We start from the raw sequence: 18702 nt of genomic DNA, 5'->3' as shown, positions 1-18702 counted from the left end.
CGCATGAACGACACTGCGCCACCGACAATCCTTCTGGTCGATGACGAACCCGCACTGCGCGAACCCCTGGGCGAATACCTCTCGCGCCAGGGGTTCGACGTGGTGCAGTCGTCGAGCGCAGCGGAGGCCCGCAGCCGTCTGCGCGAGACCAGGTTCGACCTCGTCCTTCTCGACATCATGATGCCCGGCGAGGATGGCCTGTCGCTGTGCCGCCACCTCGTCGAGACGCAGGACATCCCGGTCATCTTCCTGACCGCGCGCGGCGAGGCCACCGATCGCATCGTCGGGCTTGAGATCGGCGCCGACGACTATGTCGTGAAGCCGTTCGAACCGCGCGAGCTGGTCGCCCGCATCCGCAGCGTGCTGCGCCGCGCTTCGCGCAGCGCAGCCCCGCAGACCGAGAACGAGGCCTTCGAGTTCGAGGGCTGGCGGCTCGATCCGCTCAAGCGCCGCCTGATCGATCCGGAAGGCGCGGTGGTGGCCATCTCCTCGGTCGAATTCCGGCTGCTCATGGCCTTCCTCGAACATCCGCGCCAGGTCCTCAACCGCGACCGCCTGCTCGACATGGTGCAGGGGCGCGAAGCGCATCTCTTCGACCGCGCGGTCGACAACCAGGTCAGCCGGCTGCGCCGCAAAATCGAGGTCGACAGCCGCAACCCGCAGCTCATCCAGACGGTCTGGGGCGGCGGCTACATGCTCGCCACCGAAGTGAAGCGGGTTCCGCTCGAAGCCGAATGAAGATCCCGCAACCCCGCAGCCTGATGGGCCAGATGCTGCTCGCCGTGGCAGCGGCACTGTTGCTGGTGCAGGGACTGGGCTCGTTCCTCATCTACAAGGCCCAGCGCGAAGCCTACGAGGCCGGCATGCTCAACGTCGCCGCGTTCCGGCTGATCGTCGACACGCGCGGGCCCGGCGCCTTCTCCGCAACCGCGCGCACGCCGAGAGGACCGATCGGCAGCCCGCCGCCGCGATCCTTCCCCCTCGAATTCGCCACCCGGTCGCCGGTCGAAAAGGGCGAGGCGCGCGACGCTCGCGCCGAAAGTCGCCTGCAAGCCATTCTGGAAGAACAGAATTTCCCGCAATCGGAAGTCGTCATAGTCCATCGTGCGATCGGCGGCGACCCGGTCGCGCGGCACAACGCGCTGCGCAGGGCCGTGGCCCACCAGATGAACAAGCTGGACATCGACGACATGCTGCACAACCACCTGCTGGTGGTTGGCGTGCGCCCGCTGGACCAGCAAGGCTGGCTGGTCGCCCGCGTACGGTCGCCGCGGGCCGAGCACATCCTGCTGACGCCGCTCGTGCTGCAGACGCTGCTCATCTACATCGTGCTGGTGGGCGCCGTCGCCCTGATCCTGCGCCGCATCACCCGGCCGCTGGCGGCGCTGACGCGGCGCGTCGAGCGCTTCGCGAACACGGCGGATACCGATGGCCAGCTCATGCCGTCCGGCCCCGAGGATATGCGTCGCCTGATCGTGGCACATAACGCCATGGAAGGCCGCATCGCGGCCATGCTCGACGAGAAAAACGTGATGCTGGGCGCGATCGGCCACGACCTGAAGACACCGCTGGCGGCCCTGCGCGTCCGCATCGAATCGGTACAGGACGAAGGCGAGCGGGCGCGCATGGCCGGGACCATCGAGGACATCGTGCGCACGCTCGACGACATCCTCTCGCTTGCCCGCGTCGGCCGGCCGGGAGACCCGCTCGAACGTACCGAATTCTCGGCCCTCGTCGCATCGGTCGTCGAGGAATACGAGGACATGGGCGAGCCGGTGGAACTGGGCGATACCGAACGGATCGTGCTCGAACTGCGGCCGACCTGGCTGCGGCGGGCCTTGCGCAATCTGATCGGCAATGCCGTGCGCTATGGCCAGCGCGCCCGCGTCTCGCTGAAACGCGAAGGGAGGAACGCCGTCGTCCTGATCGACGACGACGGTCCGGGCATCCCGACGGATACGATCGAGGACATGATGAACCCGTTCACCCGGGGCGATCCCTCGCGCAATTCGGCAACCGGCGGCGCCGGCCTGGGCCTCGCCCTGGCACGCGCGATTGCCGACCAGCACGGCGGCGCACTGAAGCTCACCAACCGGCTTTCGGCGACGGGTGAAGTGGAAGGGCTGACCGCGCGGCTGGAGATACCCGTGCAGGCATCGTGACCTAGCGCAGCTTGATGAATTCGGCGTCGATCTGCGTGCCCATCATGTCGTCGAGCAGACCGCAGTTGCGCACGCGCTCGATCGCGCGGTCGAGTTCCAGCGCACCGGGCGTATCCGCCAGCTTGTCCTTGAAGTCGCGCGCGATGCGCCCTGCCCATTCGACCGAGCAGAAATGGCCGAGTGCCTGCGGCAGGCGTGTGGAGAAGAACTGACCGTCGCTGCTGGCGAGCAGCCGATCGATATGCGCGACCACCCACTCGTACCCGAATTCGCGCGTGTCCCGGCGCGCCATGATGCCGTCCAGGAAATCGCGCTTCTCGCTTTCACGCAGGCGCGGATCGGCGAGTGCGAGCAGCCAGGCCGCCATCGCCTTGTCGCCGCTGCGGGCCGCTGCCCCCAGCGCGGCGGGACGGAACACCGGGTCCTCCGATTCGAGCGCTTTTTCGACCAGATCGCGAACCGCGGCCTCGTCGCGCTCGAACAGGTAGAGGTCGAATGCGTGATCGAACCACGCCGGGTCCAAAGCACCCTTGTCTCCGGCCAGATAGGCCATGGTCGCCTCTCCCACCTGCCGGCGCAGTTCGCGGCCGCGCCCCGTGCCGATCATGGCCGCGACGATCTGCACCCGGCGCTGCGTGCGGGCAGGCGCTTCGTGCGCGTAGAACCCGGCACGCGGATCGAAGCCGTACCGCTTGAGCAGCGGCCCGTAGAGTTGCTCGCGAAACCGGCGGAAGCTGCGCCGGCCCTGTGCATGGACCAGTCCTTCGCGAACCAGCCGGCTCAGCGCCTTGTCGGGTGCATCGGCGGCATGCGGATCGGGATGGCGGATCAGCTTGCGCTCCAGCCTGGCCATTTCTTCGATCGTCCCGCGTCCCGCCCGGATCGAGGCCCAGAGCGAATCGACCAGCGCCTGCGCCTCGCCCCCGGGCAGCTTGCTCGCCCCCACGATCAGCTCGTTCCAGTGCCGCCCCGTAAGCTCGAAGCGGTAGTACCCGGTTCCGCCCGCGTTCGGGAATACCGCGCCCTCGCCTTCGATCGTGAACGTCTCGGTCCGCTTGTCCATCATAAAGCACCGGCGCACGGCTCCGCGACGCAGGCACAGGGGGATGACCCAATAGGATTCCGGCGGTGCCACGCCTGCCGTCGTGTAGCGCAGCTGGGTGATCGTCACCTTTTCGCCCCTCTGCCGGATCGCCAGCAGCGGCACGCCCTGCTCCTCCACGAAACTGCGCATCGCCAGCACCAGCCGGGGATCGCCGGCAACGTCCGCCAGTGCCAAGAAGAAATCATCGCTGGTCGCGGTTCCGAACCGGTGCGCGGCGATGTAGCGGCGCACACCTTCGCGGAACTTGTCGTCGCCCAGCCAGGCGGCAATCATGCCGACGACGTGCCCGCCCTTGCCGTACGTGATCGAATCGAAGGCGGAATCGACTTGCGTGCTCGCGTCGATCTCCTGCCGGACCGGGCGCCCGGCAAGCAACGCGTCGGTTTCCATCGCGCGGTAGCCGGCATTGAGCGCATCGCCCGTGATTCCGAGGTCCGGCCGCCAGGCGTTTCCGATGCGATAGCCGATCCAGTTGGCGAAGCTCTCGTTCAGCCAGATATCGTCCCACCAGTCCGGCGTCACCAGATCGCCGAACCACTGGTGTCCCAGTTCATGGGCGACGATCGTGCCGAAATCGCGCTGCTGTATGACCGGCGAGCTGGCATCGAGAACGAGAATGTCGTCGCGGTAGAGATCGGCTCCGGCGTTTTCCATCGCCCCGGGCAGGACCGGCGCGGTCACCTGATCGAGCTTGGGAAAGGGAAATGGCTCGCCGAAGTACTCTTCAAGCAGCCCGACGATCTGCCGGCTGCCTTCGAGCGCAAAGGTGAGCTTGCCCGCATTCTGGCGGGTGGAATCGATCCGCACGGGCAAGGGTTCCGGCCGGAGCGCATTGGGCGCCGCCTGCCCCTCCAGACTGGCGAAAGGGCCGACCATCATGGCGACGAGGTAAGTCGGCAGCGGCAGGGTAGGCGCGAAACGGTGGACGGCCAGCCCGTCTTCGATCCTCGCGGGCACCTGCTCGGGGGCATTGCTGATCGCGGCAAGCCCGGGCGGCGTACGCAGCGTCACGGTGAAGGGCGTCTTGAAACCGGGCTGGTCGAAGCACGGAAACGCGGCACGGGCATCGATCGACTGGAACTGGGTCCAGCTGTACCACGCGTCCTCGACTTCGATATGGAACATGCCCGTGGGGCTGTCGGCAAAGGCCGCGTCGTAGTCGAAGGCCAGCGTTGCCTCGCCTGCTGGCAGGGCCTCGTCGAAGGACAGCCGCGCGACCCCGCTGGGATCGCTCTCGCGCCAGTGCCCCTCGATGCTGCGCCCCCCGGCTTTCGCAAACACGCGCGAGACCGAAAGCCCCCTGCCGTGCAGGTCGATTGTCTCCGTCGCGGCTGCCAGCGTCACGTCGATCTCGACGTGACCCAAAAAACGCGGCGCGGCGGGATCGACGGTCAGATCGAGACGATAGGCGCGCGGCCGCACAGCATCGCCCAGACGCCCCAGCGGAACCTGCCGACTGGACGAGACAGTGATTTCCGCGGAAGGTGCGGCATCTGCCGCAGGCACCTGCTGCGCCCGGCCGATGCCGGGAAATATCGCAAGGAAGACAGCGAAAAGAACAAGATGGCGCAGGGGCCCCATCCGCCTAGCGCATCAGCCCCCCGATAAGATTGCGGGCGAAGCGGCCAAGGCCCGGGATTCCGATGGCCCGGCCGAGCGTAGTGCCGATAGTACCCGCAGCCGCGCTCGCGGCCGAAGCCGTGGGATTGGCCCGGCTTTTCTTGCCCTGAATGGTCTGCGCGAGAATCGATCCGGCACTCGCCGCCGCCGCGCTGGCCGCCGCCTTGGCGACCTTGCCCCCCAGACTATCCCAAAGGCTGGGGTTCAGACGCTCGCGCTTGCGCACTTCCTCCTCGCCCTTTTCCGCCACTTCCTCGGCCGTCGCGGCGGCATCGGCGGCCTTGGCCGCCAACACTTCCTCCGCGCTCTCGCGGTCGATGCGCGTATCGTACTTTCCGTCGCACGGGCTGATCGAACCGATGATCGCGCGCTCCTTGGCCGTGACCGGCCCCAGCCGCGAGCGCGGCGGAGCGATCAGCGTGCGTTGCACCACGCCTGGCGCGCCGTCCTCATCGAGCGTCGAAACCAGCGCCTCACCCACCTTGAGCTCGGTGATCGCCTCCTCGACGTCGAGATCGGGATTGATACGGAAGGTGTCGGCCGCCGCCTTGATCGCCCGTTTGTCGCGAGGCGTAAAGGCGCGCAGCGCATGCTGCACGCGGTTGCCGAGTTGACCGGCAATGTCCTCGGGAATGTCGATCGGGTTCTGCGTCACGAAGAAGACGCCCACGCCCTTCGAGCGGATCAGACGCACGACCTGCTCGACCGTATCCTGCAAGGCCTTGGGGGCATCGTCGAACAGCAGGTGCGCCTCGTCGAAGAAGAACACGAGCTTGGGCTTTTCCGGATCGCCCACTTCGGGCAGCACCTCGAACAGCTCCGACAGCAGCCAGAGCAGGAAGGTGGCGTAGAGCTTGGGGCTGCGCATCAGCTTGTCGGCGGCAAGCACGTTGATGTAGCCCCGCCCCTGTTCGTCGCAGGTGATGAAATCCTCGATCTCCAGCGCCGGCTCGCCGAAGAACTGCGCCGCGCCCTGGCTGTCGAAGGAGAGCAACTGGCGCTGGATCGCGCCGACGCTGGCCTTGGTGATGTTGCCGTATTTCGCCGAAAGATCGGCGGCGTTTTCCGCCGCATAGGCGAGCATGGACTGCAGGTCGTCGAGATCGAGCAGCAGCAGGCCCTGCTCGTCGGCAAAGCGGAAGACGATGTTGAGCACGCCTTCCTGAGTGTCGTTCAGGTCGAGCAGCCGCGCGAGCAGCAGCGGCCCCATCTCCGAGATCGTGGTGCGCACGGGATGCCCCTGCTCCCCGTAGATGTCCCAGAAAACCGCCGGATTGTCGGCATAGGAATAGTCATCGAGACCGATGTCCCTGGCCCGCTGCTCCAGCTTGTCCGCGTTCCTGAAGGTCGGGCTTCCCGCCATGGAGATGCCCGAAAGGTCCCCCTTCACGTCCGCGAGGAAAACCGGCACGCCGGCGGCGGAGAACTGTTCCGCAATGGTCTGCAGCGTCACCGTCTTGCCGGTGCCGGTGGCACCCGCGATCAGCCCGTGCCGGTTGGCCCTTTCAAGCCGCAGCACCTGCTTCTCGCCATTGCCGCCCAGCCCCAGGTAAATCTCGCTCATCACCCACCCGTCCCGTTGTCTTCGGATACTGCCGCAAACGTTGATAGAGAGGCGGGGCCGGCAGCGCGAGAGTGTTTTTGCCAGCCGCGTTCCATGGCGCTAAGGGGCGGGTCTCGAACCGATACGCATGTCAGACCCCTTCGTCCTCCTCGATGACGCCCGCACACAGGGCCCCGCTCCTGCCCGGCTGTACCGCCACCCGTCGCAGGTCGTCGTCGCCAGGCGCCCGGAAGATGTCGTGCCCGCGCTGGATCGGATCGAAGCGCTTTCGCGCGAGGGCCATCACCTTGCCGGATACATCGCCTACGAAGCCGGCCTGGCGCTGGAGCCACGGCTGGCCGGCCTGCTGCCCGCGCGCACCGGCGCATCCGGCCCGCTTGTCTGGTTCGGCGCCTTCGCCGACTGCGAGCGGATCGCCGCCGGGAAGGTGCCGCAATGGCTCGCCGCCGAAGCCGGCACCGGCAGCCCCGCCATCGGCCCGCTGGAACCCCAGATCTCCACGGGCGAATACGCGCAGGCCTTCGACACCCTGCGTGCCGCCATCAAGGCCGGCGACATCTATCAGGCCAACCTGACCTTCCCGCTGGCAGGCCCCTGGCGCGGCGATCCGCTGGCGCTCTATGCCGCGATCCGGCCCAGCGCGGCGGCCGGCTATGGCGGCATGATCCATGACGGGGCGCACTGGCACCTGAGCTTTTCACCCGAGCTGTTCTTCTCGCTTCGCGGCCGTTCGGCGCGGGTGCGGCCGATGAAAGGCACGCGGCCGCGTGGCCGCGATCCGGTGGAAGATGCGCGTCTGCGCGAGGAACTCGCCACTTCCGCGAAGGACCGCGCCGAGAACCTGATGATCCTCGATCTCATGCGCAACGACCTGTCGCGCGTGGCCGAGGCCGGCTCCGTGCACGTGGACAAGCCGTTCAGCATCGAGACCTATCCCACCGTGCACCAGATGGTGTCCTCGGTGCATGCCGCCCTGTCCCCGGACAAGGGCGCGGTGGACATGCTGCGCACCCTGTTTCCCTGCGGCTCGATCACCGGCGCGCCGAAAATCAGGGCGATGGAACTGATCGCCGCGGTCGAAACCGCGCCGCGCGGCGTCTATTGCGGCTCGATCGGCTATATCGAACCCTCTGGCGATGCTGCGTTTAATGTGGCAATCCGCACCCTGCACCTGTCACCGGGCGGGGACGCAGACGCTAGAAATGGCGGCGGCAGAGCCGTTCTGGGGGTAGGATCGGCCATCGTCGCGGATTCACAAGCACTTCCCGAGTGGCGGGAATGCCTGATCAAAGGGGGTTTCGTGCGAGAATCGGAAGCGCGGCAATCGGGAGAGGCAGCCTCGCCCGCCAGTTTCGATCTGATCGAAACCATGCGCTTCACGCCCGACGACGGAATCGCGCTGCTCGAATTCCACCTCGAACGCATGAAGGCGAGCGCCGCCACGCTGGGCTTCAGCTTCGACCGCCACGCGGTGCGCAATGCGATCCAGGCGCTGTGCTTCGATGCCGAGCGCCCGTCGAAGCTGCGTCTCGTCGTCGCCCGCAGCGGCGCCTATGCTCTCGAGCTCTCGGACGTGCCCGAAGACCTGCCCGAACCGGCAACGGTCGCGGTGCTGCGCATGCCGGTCGATTCCGGCGACTGGCGGCTTGCGCACAAGACCAGCGACCGCGGGTTCTACGAGGCAGGCCTCGCCGCCGCGAAGGCGGCCGGCGCGCAGGAGGCGCTGTTCCTGCGCGACGACGGGCTCGTGACCGAAGGCACTTTCACCAACCTGTTCGTCGAGCGCGACGGCAGGCTGCTGACTCCGCCCGCGAATCTCGGCCTTCTCCCCGGCGTCCTGCGCCGCTCGCTGATCGAGGAAGGCCGCGCCGTCGAAGCCGAACTCACCCTCGAGGATCTTGCCGGCGGCTTCCTGATCGGCAATGCCCTGCGCGGCCTGATCCCAGCCCGGTTGCTCACCTGATGCACATATCCACTGCCCTTTCCCGTATCGCGCCCTCGCAGACGACGGCAATGACCGACCGCGCCACCCAGCTGCGCGAGGAAGGCCGCGACGTCATCTCGCTGTCGGTGGGCGAGCCCGATTTCGATACGCCGCCGCAAGTCGTGGCCGCCGCCAAGGCCGCGCTCGATGCGGGCCAGACGAAGTACACGCCCGTGGGCGGCACCTCCCGGCTCAAGCAGGCCGCCGCGCTGCACTTCGCGCGCGACCTCGGGATCGAAGTGCCGGCCTCGCAGGTTACCGTCAGCGCCGGGGGCAAGCAGGCAATCTTCCACGCTATGCTCGCAACCGTGAGCGAAGGCGATGAAGTGATCGTGCCCTCGCCCTGGTGGGTGAGCTATCCGGAAATCATCCATTTCGCGGGCGGCAAGGTGATCCCGCTGCATACCCACGCGAAGGACAACTTCCGCTTCACCGCCGCCGATCTCGAAGCGCAGATCGGGCCGCGCACCCAGTGGGTCATGCTCAACAGCCCCGGCAATCCCACCGGTGCCTGCTATCCGGCGGACATGCTGCTGGGGATCGGCGAAGTGCTGCGCCACCATCCACGCATCATGGTGCTGTCGGACGACATCTACGCGCCGATCAACTACACGGGCGCGCCGCATGCCACGCTGGCCAACCTCTGCCCCGACCTTGCCGACCGCATCCTCACCATCTCGGGCGTCTCCAAGAGCCATGCGATGACCGGTTTCCGCATCGGCGTCGCCGCCGGCCCCGAATGGCTGATCAAGGCGATGGAGCGGCTGCAATCGCATTCCTCGGGCAATCCGTGCTCGATCAGCCAGGCCGCCGCCGTCGCCGCGTTCGAAGGACCGCAGGATTTCCTCGACGCATGGCGGGAGCGCTTCCGCGTGCGGCGCGACCTCGTGGTCTCGGCGATCAACGCCATCCCCGGCCTCTCCACGCCGACGCCCGACGGCGCCTTCTACTGCATGGTCGATGCCGCGCCGCTGATGGCGCGGTTCGAGGACGACAAGGCACTGGCGCTGCACCTGCTCGAACACGGCGTGGCCATCGTCCCGGCTTCGGCCTTCGGCGGGCGCAACGGCTTTCGCATCAGTTTCGCGGCCGACGATGCCAAGCTGGCGGAAGCCTGCCGCCGGATCGCGGGGGCGCTGGCCTGATGGAACTGGACATCCTCTTCGAAGACGGCGAAGCCCTCGTCATCGACAAGCCGGGCGGCCTGCCGCTCGACCGGCCACGTGCGGGCGGGCCGTGCCTGGAAGACCACCTCGAGAACCTCAAGCTCGGCTTCCAGCGCCTGCCGGCGCCGGTGCACCGGCTCGATCGCGACACCTCGGGCTGCCTGTTGCTGGCGCGCAACCCAAAGGCTCTCAAGCGCTTTGCCGCCGCTTTCGAGGCGCGACTGGTCGAGAAGCGCTACCTCGGAATCGTGGCGGGAGAGCTGGCGGAGGACGAAGGGACCATCGCGCTCTCGCTCTCCAAGGTGAGCACCGCGAAGGACGGCTGGCGAATGATCCCGGCCCGCAAGGGCAAGCCGGCGGTAACGCACTGGCGCAAGCTCGACAGCCGCGATGGCCTGACACTGGTGGAGTTCCGTCCCGAGACCGGCCGCACCCACCAGATCCGCGTGCACGCTGCCTCGGGGCTCGGCACGCCGCTGCTGGGCGATCCGGTCTACGGCACCGGCAAGGGCGCGCCGCGCACCATGCTCCACGCCGCCGGGCTCACCGTGCCGCGCGAAGGGAAGGAGCCGATCGTTGCCACGAGCCCGATACCGGCCGATTTCGCCGCGCTCGGCTTCACGGATGCATGACGTCGGTTGAAGACATCATCGGCCGCGCCCAGGCCCTTGCCAGCGAAAGTTTCATCGCCTCTGCCGGGCCGGGCGGGCAGAACGTCAACAAGGTTGCCACCGCCGTCCAGCTGCGGCTCAACGTCTATGCCCTGCGCCTTGCGCCACCTGTCTTCGCGCGGCTGAAGGAACTGGCGGGCAGCCGGATGACCTCGCACGGGGAACTCGTCTTCACGGCGCGCAAGTTCCGCACGCAGGAAGCCAACCGCGCCGATGCGCGGGAGCGTTTGGCGCAGTTGCTGGAAGAAGCGCACAAGCTGCCCGAAAAGCGCGCCAAGAGCCGGCTCAACCGGGTCGGCAAGGAGCAGCGGCTCAAGGGAAAGAAGCTGCGCGGCGCGGTCAAGGCCGGACGCGGCAAGGTGCACTTCGACTGACGAAGCGCCATCCGCTACCGCTGCGGCGCCCCGCTTGCATCGGCGGACGGTTCCAGTGCCTGCGACGGTGCCAGGGCCTCGGCCGGAGGACGGCGTTCATCCAGCATGGCCGCGGCCTCGTCGAGCGCGCGCGCCTCGCCCACGGTGACGCCGCCCGGACCCGGATCGGTATCCGCCTTGCCGCAGGCTCCGAGCGCCAACAGGCCGAGAAGAAGGGACATTCGCTTCATGCGCGCGAACCTAGGCGCAAACGGATCAGCCGTCGATAACCCGCGTGTGGGGGTGATGCTTGTCGAGGTGCTTGCGGATGATCCTGAGGTTGCGGCTGTTCGACCGGAACGCGAAGTCGAACAGATCGCCCGCGACCGGAACCGCGCCGACCACGGCATCGAACCCGACATTGGCGGTCATGCGCGCGATCTGCCATTTCGACATGCCCAGATTGCGCGCTTCCCACACGATATAGAGCCCCAGCATCGCGGAGATCACGTCGCCTGCGATGGGCACCAGCCCCAGAAGCGCATCGAGGCCGAACTGCTGGTTGGTTCCCGGCAGGACAAACGAGCGTTCGAGAACCCGCTCCATCGCCTCAACACGGCGCCGGATCGACACCGGATCGTTGCCCAGAGGCAACTCCATATCCATGCGCCGCGCGGAATTCCGACTTGTCACCAATACCTTGACTCACTGCTGCCGGCGTCTGTCGCCTCGTTCTATTTGGGCAGCCAGGCCAACGGCATCAAGGGGTGCCAGTCCCACGAGTTGGCGGCAAAGCCGGTGACGCTGCCGCGCACCAGCGACCAGCGGATCGGCGTGCCGAACGGGATGAAGACATTGGCGGTGGTCAGTTCGGCTTCCGCCTCGGTAAGGAGCGCGGCGCGATCGGTCGGGGTAGGTGCCTCGCTCGCTTCGGCCACCCGGTCATCGGCCTCCTGCGAGCACAGGCCGCGCCGGGCCGTGCAGGACAGGCGATTGAGGAACCACGCGGCACGCGGATAGCGGGCAACGTCGTCCACCAGCGTCAGGTCGGCCGCCTGCTCGTCCTTCGCGCGTTCGAGCGTGACGCCGATCGTGCCGAAGTCCGCCAACAGCTTCTCGAACAGCACTTGCGATCCATCGCCTTCGGGCAACCAAACCTGCAGGCGGACCGTGACGGGCGGATCAGCCGAATCAGCCTTTTCGCTGGCGGGGCCCTTCGCGCCTTCGCCCGTCCCTTTCCCGCCGGCCTGCCAGCCGCGCACGCGCGCCGCAGCGACCTGCCGCCGTTGTTCGAGCGACTGCCCCGCCCAGCGCTCGCCGATCGTGCCGAGATCGCCGTCGAGACTGGGGGTGACGATGCGCGTGGTCGGCGCCCAGCCGCCGACGCCGAAAGGCGAGATCAGCGCATCGCGGTCGATCGCCATGGCCAGCGCCTCGCGATTGGCGGGATCGGCCAGGAAGCCGCGATCGTTCATTACCTGCAGCCCGAACAGCCCGACGACCGGATCGAGCTGGATCGTCCCGCGCAGGATGCCCACCGACCGCGTCAGCATGAAGTCCTGAATCCGGCCGCCGAGCACCAGGTCGACATCGCCATCGTTGAACTTCGCGACCGCTTCCGCTCCCCCGAGGGCATGAAGCTCGATCTGGCGGGTACGCTGTTCCCAGCCCTCTATCGCGGGAAGCCCCAGAGTCGACGGCTCGATCGGGGTGAGCCGGGCCACAGCATCCGCCTTTTCGAGCGCCATCGGCCCCGCGCCGCGCTTGTCGTGGAACAGCCCCAGTTCGGGCTGGGCGAGCAACTGCAGCAGATAGGGCATCGGCCGGTTCAGGCGGATTTCGATGACGCGTCCGGCCATGACGCGGATTTCATCGATGCCGGACAAGTCGAGCGCCAGCCCAGTTCCCTTGAGCGACCTGAGCACCGTCTGCAGCGCTCGCCTGGCCGAATCGGCCGTGATCGGATCGCCATCGGCCCAATCGCCGTCGCGCAGGCGGAAGATATAGCTCTGGCCATCGTCGGTGACGATCCAGCGATCGGCCAGCGCCGGAATGACGCGGCCCTGCTCGTCGAAGGCGACAAGCCCCTCGGCCGTCGCCGCGCGAACAAGCTGGCCCGCCATGGACAGCCTGATGCCGCTCTGGAACGGGTCCTCGGGTGTCCCGATGACGGCAACATCCAGCGCGGAATTGTCGAGCGAGCCGCACGAGACGAGCGGAAGCGCGGTCAGGACGGACAGGACCTGGAGGACTTTGCGCTTCGCATGCATGGCCAAGGGACTAGCCCATTCGCGCAGCGCCGCAAATGCACGCCATGCAAATTTTCGCAGGAACGGGTCAGATCTTGCGGAGCGTCGATCCGCCGGCCTGATAGGCCGGATGATTGCGGGTGAAGCGCGGCGAGGGATCCTCTGCCTGCCCGACCGGAGCGCGGGCCAGCTTGGGATCGATATCGTCGCGGAAGGCGACGCCGAAGCGGGTATCCTGAACCCAGGCCACCGAGCCTTCGACCCAGCCGACATTGCGGATGTTCACCTCAACGATGGTACCGCGAACGACACGCACGGATCCTTCGCCCATCATCCCGCCGGGAGACAGATTGCGGACCTTGATGCGGTATTCGTCTTGAAGGCCATCGACGCGCAGATCAGCCATGAGGAACAGGCTGTCGCGCGCGATCTGCCGATTGTCACCTTCGTTCATGAGCTCCGTCCGGCGTTCGCACCTGCGCATGTCGCATCCACGCCTGCCAAATGCGAACGGGCGAGTGGAAACGTCCTGCCCCTTGCACCTAGCACCGTGGTGGCAAACAAATGCTTAACAGGCCAGTAATACGCAGGCAAATCCGGGTCGGAACGGCCGCTCGCGTCAGTCGTCGCGGGAAACCTTCTCGCGGCGCTCATGGGCTTCCTGCGCTTCGACCGTCATGGTCGCGATCGGACGCGCCTCGAGACGACCGAGGCCGATCGGCTCGCCGGTCACCTCGCAATAGCCGTATTCGCCTTCCTCGATGCGGCGCAGCGCCGAATCGATCTTGGCGATGAGCTTGCGCTGGCGATCACGCGTACGCAGTTCGATACCCCAGTCGGTTTCGCTGGAGGCACGGTCGTTGAGGTCCGGTTCGCGAATCGGACCGTCCTGAAGCTGTTGCAGCGTACCGGCGGCAGCATCGAGGATCGAACGCTTCCAGGCCTGAAGCAGCTTTCGGAAGTAGTCCTGCTGCGCTTCGCTCATGTACGGTTCGTCACCGGCGGGTACGTAACCGCCGCCAATTGCCCGCTTCGCCTTGGCGAGCACATCAATTTCGTCAGATAGGGCCGTTGCCATCCAGAGAAACTCCGCACGTGTCTACGCGAATTGCCATCGCCCTGCAGCCCCGGATTTTCCCGGTAGCCATACGACAATCCGTGGTTTGCGGCGGCCTATAGGTCGGCAGATTTCCGGGCACAAGCCGTTATGTTCAACCGTCCACAAAAATCCTGAACCCGCTTTCGGTTCAACCTGTTGTCGGCATGGTTTCGAAAAGTTTTCCGGAGAGCGTTAACCATTTGTTGACCACACCTGCCCCAGCGTGACCGCATCGGAAAACCAAGGACACGGTTCGAAGACAGGGGGTAACAGATCATGGGAACTGCCTGGAACAACGAATACCGCGCAATGCCGGCGACTGCCGCCGACTTCACGGCCGAAGACATGTTTGTCGCGGAATGCCTTGCCGCTGCGGCGCAAGGGGACTGCTCTGCCTATTTCGACCTCGGCGTCGCATTTTCGACCGGCAGCCACGGCGCCACCTGCGACCTGATCGAGGCGCACAAGTGGTTCAACCTCGCCGCGGTCGCGGGCTTCGAGGAAGCCAATACCTGCCGCTCGGAAGTCGCCGACGACATGACCGCGCGCGAAATCTCCGAAGCCCAGCGTCGCGCCCGCGAGTGGCTGGCCGCCTCGAATCGCAAGGCCGCCTGACTCTGCGGACGAGAGGCCTCAGGCCTCGCCCTTGCGGAACGGCGACCGCTCGCCAAGCCAGATCTGGTCGCGGGCAATCCCGGCCCGTTCCTGATCGAGATAATCGGCAATGGCCGCGCGCAACCCTTCGTAGACGATATAGTGCGCAGAGACCGTGCGCACCGGCTCATAGCCCCGCGCCAGCTTGTGCCCGCCCTGCGCCCCCGCCTCGACACGCGAGAGACCGAGCGCGATCGCGGCATCGATCGCCTGATAGTAGCACAGTTCGAAGTGCAGGAACGGCTTGTCGATGCGCGCGCCCCAGTAGCGGCCATAGAGCGCATCGCCACCGATGAAATTGAGCGCGCCTGCCACCGGCTCGCCATCCATGAACGCCATGACCAGCAGGATGCTGTCGCTCATCGTTTCGCCCAGCAGCGTGAAGGACTCGCGGGTCAGGTAGGGCCTGCCCCACTTGCGGGCGCCGGTATCCTGATAGAACCACCAGAAGGCATCCCAGTGCTCCGGTTTGATGTCGCTGCCGCGCAGCATCCGGATTTCCACGCCTTCCTGTGCCCGGGCCCGCTCCTTGCGCAAGTCCTTGCGCTTGCGCGAGGAAAGCGCCGCCAGGAACGCGTCGAAACCGGGATAGTCGCGATTTTCCCAGTGGAACTGGATGTCCTGACGCAGCAGCCAGCCGGCCTGCTCGAACAGCGGCACCTGCTCCGGCTCGATGAACGTCGCATGGGCCGAGGACAAGCCGTGCTCGCGGCATAATGTCTCTGCCGCCCGCAGCAGGGGCAAGGCCAGCTCGGGATGGGGAGTTAGCAGCCGCGGGCCCGTGGCGGGCGTGAACGGCACCGAAATCTGCAGCTTGGGATAATAGGCCCCGCCGGCACGCTGGAAAGCGTCCGCCCAGGCATGGTCGAAGACGTATTCCCCCTGCGAATGCTCCTTGAGGTAGGAGGGCAGCGCGGCCGCCAGCCGCCCGTCCGGCCCCTCGATCACGATCGGCACCGGCGTCCAGCCGCTGCGCCCTCCGACGCTGCCCGAATCCTCCATGGCCTTGAGGAACGCGTGGCTGACGAAGGGATTGCCGGTTGAGGTCAGGGCGTCCCATTCATCGGCCGGAAGCGCACCGACCGAATCGTGGATCTTCGCGATGAATGCGTCCTCGCTCACGCCTGCTCGACTGCTCCTCTTGCCGCGACTGCCGGGACGGGACCTTCGAAAATGCCGGCATCGGCATGGTCTGCCGCGCGTTGCCGATGCTCGGCGTCCTTCACGGTCCAGGTCACGACGGGCAGGCCCCGGCGGCGCTGCCCGGCGGCAAAGCGGCTGGGCAGGTCCCTGACGTCGTAGGCGAGGAAGTCCGGCCGGGCATGCCAAAGCGCAAGGCGCCGGCGCACGGCACCGGGCAGTGCCCGGTCCTCGCCTTCGGAAACGACGAGCCCGCGCACCGTATGCGGCGAATGCTTCGCATACCAGCGCCCGACGCGCGGATCGAAACTCATGACCGCGTGCGGGCCAGTGTACCCTTCCAGCACGCGGCGCACCGCCAGGCATATCGCCGCCACGCGCGCATCGCGCTCGGACTTGACCTCGATGAGTACCGGCACGCGGCCCGCGACGTCCGCCAGCACCTGGCGCAGCGTCGGGATCGTCTCGCGCGAGCCGGCAAGCGCGATCCCGCCCAGTTGCGCGGCACTGCGCCGATCGAGCGGACCGGTCTCGGCCGTCAGCCTGTCGAGCACGCCATCATGGAAGACCACCGGCAGGCCGTCGCTCGATCGCTGAACGTCGAGCTCGATCCCGCATCCCGCCGCCATGGCCCTGGCAAAGGCCGCGCGCGAGTTTTCCGGCACGCCTGCACCATGCAGCCCGCGATGGGCATAGCTATGGCCGCCGACCCATTCGACCTTGCGCGGATCGGGGGGCGGCGAAAGCCAGCGGTCAATCAGGGCGAACGGCAACGACTGCGTCCACTTCGACAGCGGCGCCGAGCGGCAGCACCGGCACGCCGACGGCGCTGCGGGCATGCTTTCCGGCCTCGCCGAAAACGGCAACCATCAGCTCGGATGCGCCGTTGGCGACCTTGGGCTGATCGGTGAAGGCCCCGGTGGAATTGACGAAGGCCCCGAGCTTGACCACGCGCTCGACCCGGTCGAGCGAGCCCAGCGCGGCCTTGAGCTGGGCCAGGATCATCACCCCGCAGGCCTGCGCCGCGACGACGCCATCCTCCAGCGAGACATCCTCGCCGAGCCGGCCGGTAACGAGCTTGCCGCCAACGAACGGAAGCTGGCCCGACACGTGCGCGAGCCCGCCCGCGACGACGACCGGAAGATAAGCCGCAACCGGCGCCGCCGGTTCGGGCAAGGTCAGGCCGAGTGCGGCAATACGGTCATCGATCTCAGTCATTCGCTTGCAGGTCCTTTTCTTCGCAAGTCAGGGTCTCGATCAGCCAGGGCAACGCGTTTGCCCAATCGTCAATGCGCGCATGGGCGTGGCCAGCCTTGTGCGCGCAGGGAATGTGCGGGGCGATTTGCGGTTCGGCGCAAAGATGGAGACGCCGCACCTGCGGCGCAACCTCGAGGACCGACCCGTGATGGTGCGCAAGATCGTCGATGAAGACGGCACGGCCGGGCCGGTACTCATCGAGAATCGCCTGCAGCGCCGGTCCCTTCGGACCCTGGTTGGTAAAGACCGGCAGGTCGATGCCGTGATCGGCCAGTTGCCTGCGGCGGGCCTCCTGCCGAAAATCCAGGAGATTGGTGAGAACGACGACATCGGCATGCTCGCGGATCGCCGCGATTGCCGCGGCAGCCCCTTCGACCGCCGTCTGTCGGTGCATCTGCCCGTCGAAGAACTTGTTGAGCAGCGCCCACATCACGTCCTGCTCAACCGGTTTACCCGTGTCGACGTGCCGCATCGACTTGTAGAAGTTGCCCCCCGTCATGTCGAAGACGATGCCTTCGTCCTCGGCAAGCCAGTCGCGAAAGTGCGAGATCATGTAGAGCAGCACTTCGTCGCAGTCGGTGATCAGCAGCGGCCGGCTCATGCGCCCAGCCTTTCGCGCGTGTCGGCAAGATCCTTCGGCATGACGCCAAGGGCATCGGCTGCGGCAAGCAGATCCGGCTCGTGCGCGCAAAGGAAATCGATCACGGCGACGAGCGTGGCCGATTCGCCCAGCGAAACGCGCAGTTCGTCGGGGGTAAGGCCGGTCAGCGACAGGAACCGGTCGGCCCGGTCACTGTCGCCCAGCACCCAGCCGAGCGCGTTCAGGGCCAGAGCCTGGGGATCTGCAGATGGGGATGGGGGCTCTCGAAGAATTGTCAGTCTCGCTTGCCTGGCATAGAGCGTTTCACACCCTAACATGGTGCTCGGGCGTCGAATGGCAAAGCGAATCCTCGTTGTCGAGGACAACGACCTCAATCGGAAGCTCTTTTGCGATGTGCTCAAGAGCCAGGGCTACGCGGTGGAGCCGGTGGCCGACGGCCTCGACGCGCTCGACCGGGCGCGCGAATTCGTGCCGAACCTGGTCATCATGGACATCCAGCTTCCCAATGTCTCGGGTCTGGACCTGATCGAGGCGGCCAAGAACGATCCGGTGCTGCGGGCCATTCCCATGCTCGCCGTTACCGCCTATGCCGGCAAGGGCGACGAGGAACGGATCCGCGAGGCCGGCGCCGAAGGATACCTTGCCAAGCCGGTTTCGATCGGCCCGTTCATGCAGGCGGTAAAGGCGTTGATCTGATGCCACGTCCGGCCGCGAACATGCCACCGAACGTGCCGACATGCTTGACATGATACGCTTCCGCCGCTTTTGCGCCGCAATTCCCGGCCAGAGAGCCGTCCGTACCTATCGGAGTTGAAAAGACCATGGATCGCGAACAGACTTCGGCCCGCATCGCCGCGCTGATCGAACCCTTCAACAAGAAGGGCGTGGCGATCACCGACGCGACCCGCTTCACCGACGACCTGGAATTCGACAGCCTGACGGTGATGGACTTCGTCGCCGCCATCGAGGACGAATTCGACATCATCATCTCGATGAACCAGCAGGCCGAGATCGAAAACTACGGGCAGCTCGTCGATGCCGTCGTGAAGCTCCAGGACTGAAGGCGGGCAAGGGAAA

The 18702-nt window shown here is 66.6% G+C and carries 21 protein-coding genes; 9 read left to right on the top strand and 12 right to left on the bottom strand.

Annotated elements, in window-relative coordinates; all coding sequences use genetic code 11:
* Positions 1 to 3: 3 nt before the first annotated feature.
* Both NZK81_RS06755 and NZK81_RS06750 read left to right on the top strand, forming a co-directional pair.
* Positions 4 to 738 (top strand): response regulator, encoded by a 735-nt coding sequence (locus NZK81_RS06755; protein ID WP_260045170.1) that lies wholly within the window; start codon positions 4 to 6, stop codon positions 736 to 738.
* On the top strand, positions 735 to 2162 hold the full coding sequence (locus tag NZK81_RS06750; RefSeq protein ID WP_260045168.1) for a sensor histidine kinase: 1428 nt from the start codon (positions 735 to 737) through the stop codon (positions 2160 to 2162). The genes NZK81_RS06755 and NZK81_RS06750 overlap by 4 nt, the downstream gene beginning before the upstream one ends.
* Position 2163: 1 nt before the next feature.
* Here NZK81_RS06750 and NZK81_RS06745 read toward each other — a convergent pair whose 3' ends face one another.
* Together NZK81_RS06745 and NZK81_RS06740 are read right to left on the bottom strand one after the other, a co-directional pair.
* Positions 2164 to 4773 (bottom strand): M1 family metallopeptidase, encoded by a 2610-nt coding sequence (locus tag NZK81_RS06745; RefSeq protein WP_260045165.1) that lies wholly within the window; start codon positions 4771 to 4773, stop codon positions 2164 to 2166.
* 79 nt (positions 4774 to 4852) lie between these two features.
* Positions 4853 to 6451, bottom strand: coding sequence for a helicase HerA-like domain-containing protein (locus tag NZK81_RS06740; protein WP_260045163.1), 1599 nt, complete (start codon positions 6449 to 6451; stop codon positions 4853 to 4855).
* 127 nt (positions 6452 to 6578) lie between these two features.
* Between NZK81_RS06740 and pabB the strand changes: the two genes are divergently transcribed.
* The 4 genes from pabB to arfB are packed head-to-tail and all read left to right on the top strand — an operon-like array spanning position 6579 to position 10646.
* Positions 6579 to 8414 carry an aminodeoxychorismate synthase component I gene (gene pabB, locus NZK81_RS06735; protein WP_260045161.1) on the top strand — a complete coding sequence of 612 codons (1836 nt, stop codon included), beginning with the start codon at positions 6579 to 6581 and terminating at the stop codon, positions 8412 to 8414.
* Positions 8414 to 9580 carry a pyridoxal phosphate-dependent aminotransferase gene (locus tag NZK81_RS06730; RefSeq protein ID WP_260045159.1) on the top strand — a complete coding sequence of 389 codons (1167 nt, stop codon included), beginning with the start codon at positions 8414 to 8416 and terminating at the stop codon, positions 9578 to 9580. The genes pabB and NZK81_RS06730 overlap by 1 nt, the downstream gene beginning before the upstream one ends.
* On the top strand, positions 9580 to 10233 hold the full coding sequence (locus NZK81_RS06725) for an RluA family pseudouridine synthase (protein ID WP_260045157.1): 654 nt from the start codon (positions 9580 to 9582) through the stop codon (positions 10231 to 10233). The genes NZK81_RS06730 and NZK81_RS06725 overlap by 1 nt, the downstream gene beginning before the upstream one ends.
* Complete coding sequence (gene arfB / locus NZK81_RS06720; RefSeq protein ID WP_260045155.1) at positions 10230 to 10646, top strand: alternative ribosome rescue aminoacyl-tRNA hydrolase ArfB; 417 nt, start codon at positions 10230 to 10232, stop codon at positions 10644 to 10646. The genes NZK81_RS06725 and arfB overlap by 4 nt, the downstream gene beginning before the upstream one ends.
* A gap of 14 nt (positions 10647 to 10660) precedes the next feature.
* Here arfB and NZK81_RS06715 read toward each other — a convergent pair whose 3' ends face one another.
* The 5 genes from NZK81_RS06715 to dksA all read right to left on the bottom strand — a co-directional run bounded on the left by NZK81_RS06715 (position 10661) and on the right by dksA (position 13952).
* On the bottom strand, positions 10661 to 10867 hold the full coding sequence (locus NZK81_RS06715; protein ID WP_419181659.1) for a hypothetical protein: 207 nt from the start codon (positions 10865 to 10867) through the stop codon (positions 10661 to 10663).
* Between the two features lie 34 nt (positions 10868 to 10901).
* Positions 10902 to 11291 (bottom strand): DUF4112 domain-containing protein, encoded by a 390-nt coding sequence (locus tag NZK81_RS06710; RefSeq protein ID WP_260045152.1) that lies wholly within the window; start codon positions 11289 to 11291, stop codon positions 10902 to 10904.
* Between the two features lie 68 nt (positions 11292 to 11359).
* Entirely contained in the window at positions 11360 to 12895 is a 1536-nt protein-coding gene (locus NZK81_RS06705) for an ABC transporter substrate-binding protein (protein WP_260045341.1), read from the bottom strand.
* A gap of 67 nt (positions 12896 to 12962) precedes the next feature.
* Positions 12963 to 13328: a PilZ domain-containing protein gene (locus tag NZK81_RS06700; RefSeq protein ID WP_260045150.1), complete on the bottom strand. Its 366-nt coding sequence runs from the start codon at positions 13326 to 13328 to the stop codon at positions 12963 to 12965.
* Positions 13329 to 13493: 165 nt separating this feature from the next.
* Positions 13494 to 13952: an RNA polymerase-binding protein DksA gene (dksA, locus tag NZK81_RS06695; protein WP_260045148.1), complete on the bottom strand. Its 459-nt coding sequence runs from the start codon at positions 13950 to 13952 to the stop codon at positions 13494 to 13496.
* A gap of 297 nt (positions 13953 to 14249) precedes the next feature.
* Between dksA and NZK81_RS06690 the strand changes: the two genes are divergently transcribed.
* Positions 14250 to 14588 carry a hypothetical protein gene (locus NZK81_RS06690; protein WP_260045146.1) on the top strand — a complete coding sequence of 113 codons (339 nt, stop codon included), beginning with the start codon at positions 14250 to 14252 and terminating at the stop codon, positions 14586 to 14588.
* A gap of 18 nt (positions 14589 to 14606) precedes the next feature.
* On the opposite strand, the gene NZK81_RS06685 is transcribed toward NZK81_RS06690, so the two are convergent.
* Genes NZK81_RS06685 through NZK81_RS06665 form a run of 5 tightly spaced genes read right to left on the bottom strand, consistent with a single transcriptional unit; the run spans position 14607 to position 17831 of the window.
* Positions 14607 to 15749, bottom strand: a complete 1143-nt coding sequence (locus NZK81_RS06685; RefSeq protein WP_260045145.1) for a GNAT family N-acetyltransferase — start codon at positions 15747 to 15749, stop codon at positions 14607 to 14609.
* The gene (locus tag NZK81_RS06680) at positions 15746 to 16540 is read right to left on the bottom strand and encodes a glycerophosphodiester phosphodiesterase family protein (protein ID WP_260045143.1); all 795 of its coding nucleotides are present in this window, start codon (positions 16538 to 16540) and stop codon (positions 15746 to 15748) included. The genes NZK81_RS06685 and NZK81_RS06680 overlap by 4 nt, the downstream gene beginning before the upstream one ends.
* Positions 16521 to 16985, bottom strand: a complete 465-nt coding sequence (locus tag NZK81_RS06675) for a RidA family protein (protein WP_260045141.1) — start codon at positions 16983 to 16985, stop codon at positions 16521 to 16523. The genes NZK81_RS06680 and NZK81_RS06675 overlap by 20 nt, the downstream gene beginning before the upstream one ends.
* Complete coding sequence (locus tag NZK81_RS06670; protein ID WP_260045139.1) at positions 16978 to 17625, bottom strand: HAD family hydrolase; 648 nt, start codon at positions 17623 to 17625, stop codon at positions 16978 to 16980. Before NZK81_RS06670 ends, NZK81_RS06675 begins: the two co-directional genes overlap by 8 nt.
* Positions 17622 to 17831: a DUF3572 family protein gene (locus tag NZK81_RS06665; RefSeq protein ID WP_419181658.1), complete on the bottom strand. Its 210-nt coding sequence runs from the start codon at positions 17829 to 17831 to the stop codon at positions 17622 to 17624. Before NZK81_RS06665 ends, NZK81_RS06670 begins: the two co-directional genes overlap by 4 nt.
* 127 nt (positions 17832 to 17958) lie before the next feature.
* Here NZK81_RS06665 and NZK81_RS06660 point away from each other — a divergent pair, with 127 nt between their 5' ends.
* Both NZK81_RS06660 and NZK81_RS06655 read left to right on the top strand, forming a co-directional pair.
* Positions 17959 to 18321, top strand: a complete 363-nt coding sequence (locus NZK81_RS06660; RefSeq protein ID WP_260045134.1) for a response regulator — start codon at positions 17959 to 17961, stop codon at positions 18319 to 18321.
* 125 nt (positions 18322 to 18446) lie between these two features.
* Positions 18447 to 18686 (top strand): acyl carrier protein, encoded by a 240-nt coding sequence (locus tag NZK81_RS06655; RefSeq protein WP_260045133.1) that lies wholly within the window; start codon positions 18447 to 18449, stop codon positions 18684 to 18686.
* Positions 18687 to 18702 lie beyond the last annotated feature (16 nt).

Origin of the sequence: Novosphingobium mangrovisedimenti (assembly GCF_025153475.1) — a bacterium.
Classification (GTDB): Bacteria; Pseudomonadota; Alphaproteobacteria; order Sphingomonadales; family Sphingomonadaceae; genus Novosphingobium; species Novosphingobium mangrovi_A.
The sequence above is the reverse complement of the archived record's forward strand: the minus strand, read 5'-3'. Positions and strand labels throughout refer to the sequence as shown.

What these genes read in the sequence shown, in the direction of transcription:
- NZK81_RS06710 (WP_260045152.1), bottom strand. Translation starts at nt 11,291, where the DNA reads ATGGATATGGAGTTGCCTCTGGGCAACGATCCGGTGTCGATCCGGCGC.
- arfB (WP_260045155.1), top strand. Translation starts at nt 10,230, where the DNA reads ATGACGTCGGTTGAAGACATCATCGGCCGCGCCCAGGCCCTTGCCAGC.
- NZK81_RS06740 (WP_260045163.1), bottom strand. Translation starts at nt 6,451, where the DNA reads ATGAGCGAGATTTACCTGGGGCTGGGCGGCAATGGCGAGAAGCAGGTG.
- NZK81_RS06675 (WP_260045141.1), bottom strand. Translation starts at nt 16,985, where the DNA reads ATGACTGAGATCGATGACCGTATTGCCGCACTCGGCCTGACCTTGCCC.
- NZK81_RS06690 (WP_260045146.1), top strand. Translation starts at nt 14,250, where the DNA reads ATGGGAACTGCCTGGAACAACGAATACCGCGCAATGCCGGCGACTGCC.
- NZK81_RS06670 (WP_260045139.1), bottom strand. Translation starts at nt 17,625, where the DNA reads ATGAGCCGGCCGCTGCTGATCACCGACTGCGACGAAGTGCTGCTCTAC.
- pabB (WP_260045161.1), top strand. Translation starts at nt 6,579, where the DNA reads ATGTCAGACCCCTTCGTCCTCCTCGATGACGCCCGCACACAGGGCCCC.
- dksA (WP_260045148.1), bottom strand. Translation starts at nt 13,952, where the DNA reads ATGGCAACGGCCCTATCTGACGAAATTGATGTGCTCGCCAAGGCGAAG.
- NZK81_RS06660 (WP_260045134.1), top strand. Translation starts at nt 17,959, where the DNA reads ATGGCAAAGCGAATCCTCGTTGTCGAGGACAACGACCTCAATCGGAAG.
- NZK81_RS06715 (WP_419181659.1), bottom strand. Translation starts at nt 10,867, where the DNA reads ATGTCCCTTCTTCTCGGCCTGTTGGCGCTCGGAGCCTGCGGCAAGGCG.
- NZK81_RS06730 (WP_260045159.1), top strand. Translation starts at nt 8,414, where the DNA reads ATGCACATATCCACTGCCCTTTCCCGTATCGCGCCCTCGCAGACGACG.
- NZK81_RS06755 (WP_260045170.1), top strand. Translation starts at nt 4, where the DNA reads ATGAACGACACTGCGCCACCGACAATCCTTCTGGTCGATGACGAACCC.
- NZK81_RS06725 (WP_260045157.1), top strand. Translation starts at nt 9,580, where the DNA reads ATGGAACTGGACATCCTCTTCGAAGACGGCGAAGCCCTCGTCATCGAC.
- NZK81_RS06655 (WP_260045133.1), top strand. Translation starts at nt 18,447, where the DNA reads ATGGATCGCGAACAGACTTCGGCCCGCATCGCCGCGCTGATCGAACCC.
- NZK81_RS06700 (WP_260045150.1), bottom strand. Translation starts at nt 13,328, where the DNA reads ATGAACGAAGGTGACAATCGGCAGATCGCGCGCGACAGCCTGTTCCTC.
- NZK81_RS06750 (WP_260045168.1), top strand. Translation starts at nt 735, where the DNA reads ATGAAGATCCCGCAACCCCGCAGCCTGATGGGCCAGATGCTGCTCGCC.
- NZK81_RS06705 (WP_260045341.1), bottom strand. Translation starts at nt 12,895, where the DNA reads ATGCATGCGAAGCGCAAAGTCCTCCAGGTCCTGTCCGTCCTGACCGCG.